The organism is Saccharopolyspora sp. NPDC050389 (genome assembly GCF_040655595.1).
GTDB lineage: Bacteria > Actinomycetota > Actinomycetes > Mycobacteriales > Pseudonocardiaceae > Saccharopolyspora.
This window is the reverse complement of the sequence record NZ_JBFAKG010000145.1, coordinates 1-7243: the sequence shown is the minus strand read 5'-3', so window position 1 is coordinate 7243 and position 7243 is coordinate 1. Positions and strand designations below refer to the sequence as shown.

5 protein-coding genes are annotated in these 7243 nt (G+C 70.1%); 4 read left to right on the top strand and 1 reads right to left on the bottom strand.

Annotation, left to right across the window (positions count from 1 at the left end):
* The first annotated feature begins 292 nt into the window (after positions 1–292).
* The gene (locus AB0I53_RS46420) at positions 293–1264 is read left to right on the top strand and encodes a nucleoside hydrolase (protein ID WP_358616755.1); all 972 of its coding nucleotides are present in this window, start codon (positions 293–295) and stop codon (positions 1262–1264) included.
* A 245-nt stretch (positions 1265–1509) separates the two neighbouring features.
* On the opposite strand, the gene AB0I53_RS46415 is transcribed toward AB0I53_RS46420, so the two are convergent.
* Entirely contained in the window at positions 1510–3144 is a 1635-nt protein-coding gene (locus AB0I53_RS46415) for a class I adenylate-forming enzyme family protein (RefSeq protein WP_358616753.1), read from the bottom strand.
* A 206-nt stretch (positions 3145–3350) separates the two neighbouring features.
* On the opposite strand from AB0I53_RS46415, the gene AB0I53_RS46410 reads away from it, so the two are divergent.
* From AB0I53_RS46410 to AB0I53_RS46400, 3 genes are all read left to right on the top strand, one after another.
* On the top strand, positions 3351–4112 hold the full coding sequence (locus tag AB0I53_RS46410) for an SDR family oxidoreductase (protein WP_358616750.1): 762 nt from the start codon (positions 3351–3353) through the stop codon (positions 4110–4112).
* A gap of 88 nt (positions 4113–4200) precedes the next feature.
* Positions 4201–5433: an NADH:flavin oxidoreductase gene (locus AB0I53_RS46405; RefSeq protein WP_358616747.1), complete on the top strand. Its 1233-nt coding sequence runs from the start codon at positions 4201–4203 to the stop codon at positions 5431–5433.
* Positions 5434–5447: 14 nt separating this feature from the next.
* Positions 5448–7109, top strand: a complete 1662-nt coding sequence (locus AB0I53_RS46400; protein WP_358616744.1) for an AMP-binding protein — start codon at positions 5448–5450, stop codon at positions 7107–7109.
* Positions 7110–7243 lie beyond the last annotated feature (134 nt).

The window sequence follows — 7243 nt, the reverse complement described above, 5'->3', positions numbered from 1 at the left end:
CCCCGCGCGCGGCCGCCCCCGGGGGGGCCCCCCGCGGCGGGGGGGGGGGCGGGGGGGGGGGGGGCGGCGTCCCGCCCCCCACCCCCCCGCCCCGCCCTCACGAGGAGTGCCGGTTTCGCGCGACTGGCGGCGGTGTGGGGTGGATCCGGGACGAGCGTGCCCGGAGCCATCCTGAAACGGTGGAGGCCGCAGCACCGCTTGGACGGGAGGCATGATCGGCCCGTTCCCGTTCTTGATCTACTGGACGCTGGTTCGCCGGCTCGGTGCGAACCGGAGTCGAAGGGATTTCTCCATGGGCCGCAAGATCATCCTCGATGTCGACACCGGCACGGACGATGCCGTCGCCATCATGTTCGCCGCGCTGCACCCCGATCTCGATCTGATAGGCATAACCACGGTCAACGGCAATGTGCCGCTGGAGAACACCACGGACAACACGCTGCGGGTCCTGGACTGGATCGGGAGGCCGGACATCCCGGTCTTCGCAGGCCTGTCGAGGCCCGTCGCCCGCCGGGGTTTCCCCGGGGGGAGGCATTTCGAACGGGACACCGATCAGGACCCGCACGGCAGCGAGCTGCCGATTCCGGCCCCGCACAGCAAGGTTCGGGACACCGGAGCCGTCGAGTACCTGGTGGAAACACTGCGATCGACCACCGAGCGGCTCACCTTGGTCCCGGTCGGTCCGTTGAGCAACATCGCCACTGCGCTCGCGATCGACCCGTCTTTGACCGAAGCCGTCGACGAGTTGGTCGTCATGGGCGGTGGCCACGGTGTCACCAACGTGACCGCATCCGCCGAGTTCAACGTCTGGGCCGACCCCGAAGCGGCGGCCATCGTCCTCTCGGCCGGCTTCGATCGCCTTACCCTCGTGACGCTGGACGCGACCCACCAAGCGCTGATCACGCTGGAGGACTGCGACGCGCTCGAAAAGCTGGCGACACCAGCAGGAATCGCGTCCGCCCGGATCATCAGGCGCCGGATCGACGCCTACGCGTCGGCGATGACGATCGAGCACGCGGCACCGGTGCACGACGTGCTCTGCACGGCCTACCTCGTGCGGCCCGAGGTCGTCACCACGCGGCACCTGCCCGTCGCGGTGGACACGACCAGCTCGCTCACCATCGGCCGAACGGTCATCGACACCCGCCTGGACGCGCCGCAGGAACCCAACGCGCACATCGCGTTCAGCGCGGACGCACGCATGCTATCCGAGCTCCTCATCAGTACTTTCGCTCGCGACGCTCGCACCGGCCAGCCGAACTGAACCTCGGGACGACGCCCGGCGTCGTCGGACGATCAGCGCGCAAGCCCCCGGGGAATCCGGGTGCGAGGGCCCGGTCGTTCAGCCGGAGCGGAACGGCCGGGGGCTTCGCGAGATCGCTGGTGCACGGCTGCTCGTGCTCGAACAGGCCGCGACCGCGATCCCCGCCGCGGCCGCCGCGGCGATGCTCGCATCGCAGGCGGTCATTGATCACGCATTTGCGGCCGCCGACGTGCCTCGGCGGGGCACTAGACGTCCTTGCGGACCGCGGTTCGGATCACCTTGCCCGTGGCGTTGCGCGGCAGCCGGTCGTGGGTGATCCGCCACCGCGACGGCACCTTGAAGTAGGCCAGCTGTTCCCGGGCGTAGTCGCGCAGCTCCTCCTCGGTGAGCCCGCTGCCGGGCGCGGTGACCACCACCGCGAACACCTCCTGGCCGAGGTCGGCGTGCGGGACGCCCAGCACAGCGCACTCCTGAACCTTCGGGTGCTCGGCGAGGACGCCCTCGATCTCCGCCGGATAGACGTTCTCCCCGCCGCGGATGATCAGATCCGAGCGCCGGCTGCTGAGCCGGAGCCTGCCCCGCTCGACCACCCCGATGTCGCCGGTGTGCAGCCACCGGTCCTCCCGGATGGTGTTGCCCGTCGCCTTCGGGTCGTTCCAGTAGCCGAGCATGTTGTAGGCGCTGCGGACGCACACCTCGCCCTCTTCGCCTTCCGGCAAGGGTCTTCCGAACGGGTCACGGATTTCGAGCTGGACGCCCGCGATCGGCCGGCCGAGGGTGCCAGGCGCCTCGGCGAGATCCACCGGACTGGCGGCCGTGAGGGCCGTGCAGGTCTCGGTCATCCCGTAGCTGTCCACAAGGGACTTCTCCGCCACCGGGAACTTCTCCCGCAGCCGCTGCTTGAACGCCGCGGACGACGGCGCGGAGGCGAGGGAGAACGCGGTGAGGGCCGAGAGGTCGTACTTCGACACGTCACCGTGCTCCAGCAGCCGGTGGGCCTGCGTCGGCACCGCGCCCCAGTTGGTCACCCGCTCCCGCGCCACCAGGCCGAGCACCGCGTCCACGTCGAAGGCGCCCTGGTGCATGACGACGGTGCTGCCGGTCGCGAGCCGCGGCACCGCCAAGTTGTGCAGGCTGGCGATGTGGAACAGGGGCAGCGCCAACAGGTATCGCCGGTCCCGCGGGTCGACCGGGTCGGGGAGCGCCGTGGCGAGAGCGTCGTTCATGCGGTGGTACTCGATGACCGAGCACACGTTGCGGTGCGAGTGGACGGCGCCCTTGGGGCGGCCGGAGGTCCCGCTGGTGAACAGGACGATCGCGGGGTCGTCCTCGGCCACCTCCACCACGGGCAGCGGTGCGCCCGCGTACCGCTGGATCAGGTCGCCGACCTGCCGCTCCATCCGAAGCAGCGGAACGGAGCCGTTTTCCAGCAGGGCGGCGCGTTTGGCGTCGGCGACGATCACGGTCGGCTCGACGAGCCCGACGCCGTACTCCAGCTCGCGGGCCGACCACCAGGCGTTGAACCCGACGGCGACGCCGCCCACGGCCATCGTGGCCCAGAACGCGAGGATCCATTCCGGCGTGTTGGCGGCGGCGATCGCGACCCGATCGCCCTTGCCGACGCCGTGCTCCTCCCGCAACGCCGTGGCCAGCGCGGCGACCTGCTCGGCGTGCTCGCGGAAGGAGATCCGCCGCTCGGCCGTCACGATGTAGTCGCGGTCGCCGCGCCCGGTGGAGCCGGCGATGATCTCGGCGAGCGACCCGGCCCGGTTCTTGAACACCGGCAGCCGCGCGCCGAGCACGTCCTCTTCGGCGAGTTCGAAAGCACCGCCAGGCCCGGTCAGGGCGGTCATGACGGCAGCAGGTTCGGTCGTGCTCATGTGTGGCGTTCCTCCAGCTGCTGACCGGGACGTTGAGCGCATCAAATCGTGCGGCACCCGGTGCGGACAACAGGCGCAGGTTTCCGTTCATCGGGACCCTCGCTCGCCCGTTTTCCCGCTGAGCGGGACGGTCCGCTCGGCTCCGCCGCGATCCGCCCCACTGTTTGCGGAGCAGGCGCAGCACACGTCGATCTGGGAGTCGCCGCATGGGCATCTTGCAAGGCAAGGTCGCGCTGGTCACCGGGGCAGGGCAAGGCGTCGGGCAGGGCATCGCGCTCGCGCTGGCCGGGGAGGGCGCGGCCGTGGCGGTGGTCGGGCGCACCGAGGCGAAGCTGAGCGCCACCTGCGAGCTGATCCGCGAACGCGGCGCCGAGGCCGTGCCGTTCACGGTCGACGTGGCGGACACCGCCGCCATCCCGCCGCTGGTGGAGCAGGTCGTCCGCACGCTGGGCGGCGTCGACGTGCTCGTCAACAACGCCTACACCGGCCACTACGGGCCGCTGCTGTCGATGAGCGACGACGACTTCCAGCGAGGTTTCCGGACCGCGCCGTTCGCCGCGTTCGCGTTCATGAAGGCCTGCCACCCGCACATGAAGGCCCGCGGCGGCGGATCCATCGTCAACCTCGTCACCTCCGCGATGGTGCGCTGGGATCCCACGACCTACGGCGCGTACGCCGCGGCGAAGCAGGCACTCCGCTCGCTCACCAGAACCGCGGCGGCGGAGTGGGGGCGCGACGGGATCCGCGCGAACTCGATCGCGCCCCACGCCCTGTCCCCGGGGCTGGAGGCGTGGGTGGCGAGGAACCCGGAGGAGGCCGCCGAGTTCGTCAAGTCCATCCCGCTCGGCCGCATCGGCGAGTGCGAGGCGGACATCGGGCGCGCGGTCGTCGCCCTGGTCGGGCCGGACATGCGCTACCTGACCGGAGCCACCGTGCCCCTGGACGGCGGCCAGGCCTTCTTCGGCTGACCCGGCCTCTCCCGATGAGCGGGACAGACGAGGGTGCGGGGTTTCCCCGGCGACCTACCGTCCGCACAGAAACGGAACAGGAGCACTTGTGACCACCACCGACCAGCCCGTCCCGGACGTCTTCAGCCCCGGGAAGATCGGACCCCTGACCCTCCGGAACCGGACCATCAAGGCCGCCACCTACGAAGGTCTCAGCCACAAGGGCAGGGTCACCCGGGATCTCGTCGACTTCCACGTCCGGCACGCGGCCGGCGGCGTGGGCATGACCACGGTCGCGTACTGCGCGGTGTCTCCTGAAGGTCGTACCGACCGGCACCAGATCCTGTGGACACCGGAATCGCTGCCGGGCCTGCAGAAGCTCACCGCCGCCGTCCACGCCGAGGGCGCCGCCGCGTCGGCGCAGATCGGGCACGGTGGCCCGGTCGCCAATCCCAAGGCCAACGGCGCGCCCGCGCTGTCGCCGAGCCGGCACTTCCACAAGACCACGCTCAGCTTCGCCAGGGAGGCCACGCGGGACGATCTGCGCCGCATCGTGCGGGATCACGCCCGGGCGGCGCGGATGGCCATCGATGCGGGCTTCGACGCGGTCGAGGTGCACCTGGGCCACAACTACCTGCCCAGCTCGTTCCTGAGCCCGAAGATCAACCACCGCACCGATTCCTACGGCGGAAGCCTGGAGAACCGGGCGCGTTTCGCGCGGGAGATCATGACGGCCGTCCGCGAGGCCGTCGACGACCGGATCGCGATCATCGCCAAGATGAACATGGAGGACGGCGTGCCGGGCGGCTTCTGGCTCGACGAGGCGATCGCGGTGACCGGCTGGCTCGAGTCCGACGGCACGGTCGATGCCCTGGAGATGACCGCCGGCAGCTCGTTGAGCAACCCCATGTACCTGTTCAAGGGCGACGCGCCGCTGGAGGCGTTCGCCGACGTCATGCCGCAGCCGATCAAGCTCGGCGTGAAGCTGGTCGGCCACAAGGTGCTGCGCGAATACCCCTACCGGGACGGCTATCTGCTCGAAGATGCCCGCCAGATCCGGGCCGCCGTGAAGCTGCCGATGATCCTGCTCGGCGGCATCACGAACAGGGCGGTCATGGACCAGGCGATGGCCGAGGGCTTCGAGTTCGTGGCGATGGCCCGCGCGCTGCTCCGCGAGCCCGATCTGATCGACCGGATCAAGGCCGATTCGGGCGTCCGGTCGCTGTGCAACCACAACAACCGTTGCATGCCAACGAACTTCACCGGCACGCGCTGCGTCCTGGTCGACCGGGGCACCACGCGCTCCGAGACCTGGGGCACCGAGGCCGGTTACGTCTCCTGAAGCGGCGAGGACCGATGACCGAACGACGAGAAACCATCGCCGACCTGCTGCTCGACCGGATCGGCGACCACCGGCCGGGCCTTCGTTCCCGGGAGCGGACCTGGACCTGGGACGAGGTCGTCCGGGAGAGCGCCGCCCGCGCCGACCTGCTGCGGCGGCTGCGCGACGAGAACCGCCCGTTCCACGTCGGGATCCTCCTCGACAACGTCCCGGAGTTCATCCTCTGGCTGGGCGGTGCCGCGCTCAGCGGCGCGACGGTGGTGGGCATCAATCCCACCCGCCGCGGCGCCTACCTGGAGGAGGAGGTGCGCAACACCGACCTTCAGCTGGTGGTGACCGATGCGGCGGGGCTGGAGATCCTCGACGGCCTCGACATCGGCGTGGCGCGGGACCGCTTCCTGCTCGTGGACTCGGCGGAGTACGCCGACCAGCTGGCGGCGCGGCCCGAGCCGACCCGGGATTCGTCGATCACGGCCGCGACCCGGATGCTGCTGCTGTTCACCTCCGGGACCACCGGCGCGTCGAAAGCCGCGATCTGCTCCCAAGGACGCCTCGTCGGGCTGGCGTACCAGAACACCGCGAAGTACCGCATCGGCCGCGACGACGTCTGCTACTGCTGCATGCCGCTGTTCCACGGCAACGCGTTGATGGCCCTCTGGGCGCCTGCCCTGCTCGCGGGAGCGTGCGTGGTACTCACGCCGAAGTTCACCGCATCAGGCTTCCTGCATGACGTTCGCCATTACGGCGCAACGTACTTCACCTACGTCGGCAAGGCGCTCGGCTACATCCTCGGCCAGCCGGAACAGCCGGACGACGCCGACAACACGCTGACGCACGGCTTCGGCACCGAGGCGTCGCCCGAGGACCAGGCCGAGTTCAAGCGCCGCTTCGCGGCGACGCTGTACGAGGGCTACGGGTCGAGCGAAGGCGCCGGGATGATCAACCAGGCCCCGGACGGGCCGCCGGCGGCGCTGGGGGTGCCCGCGCACGCGGGCGTCCGCGTCGTCAACCCGGAGACCCGCGCGACGTGCCCGCCCGCGAATCTGGACGAGCACGGCCGGGTGCTCAACGCCGAGCAGGCCATCGGCGAGATCATCAACACCGAAGGCGCCGCGAAGTTCGAGGGGTACTACAAGAATCCGGCGGCCAACGCCGAGCGCGTGCGCCACGGCTGGTACTGGACCGGCGACCTCGGATACGTCGATCCGGCGGGCTACGTCTACTTCGCCGGCCGGTCGGGCGACTGGATCCGGGTGGACGGCGAGAACATCTCCGCGCTGCTGACCGAACGGATCCTGCGCCGCCACCACGGTGTCGTCGCGGCCGGGGTCTTCGCGGTTCCCGACCCGCGCTCGGGCGACCAGGTGATGGCGGCCGTCGAGATCCCCGAGCGGATGCGCTTCGAGGACCTCGGATTGCCGGACTTCCTTGCAACGCAAGAAGATCTAGGCTCGAAGGGGGCTCCGCGCTACATTCGCGTGTCGCACCAGCTGCCCACGACCGGCTCGAACAAGCTCCGCAAGAAGGAAATGCAGGCCGACGGCTGGCGAACGACCGACGACGTGTACTGGTGGGCCGGTCGCGGCGAGCCGTCGTACGCGCTTATGACCGCGGCGGACAAGCAGGCTCTCCGCGAGCAGTTCGCCACGAACGGCCGGCTGCGCTTCCTGCCCTAGTCGCAAGGAGAAACGCCGTGGGACTGCATCTGGATGAGCGTTTCTGCAGGCCCGGGGCCGGGTGTTTTTTGGGGGTGGGTATGAAACCCAAAAAAAAAGCGCCCCCGTAAGACAGGGGAAATAGCCCCCCGTTT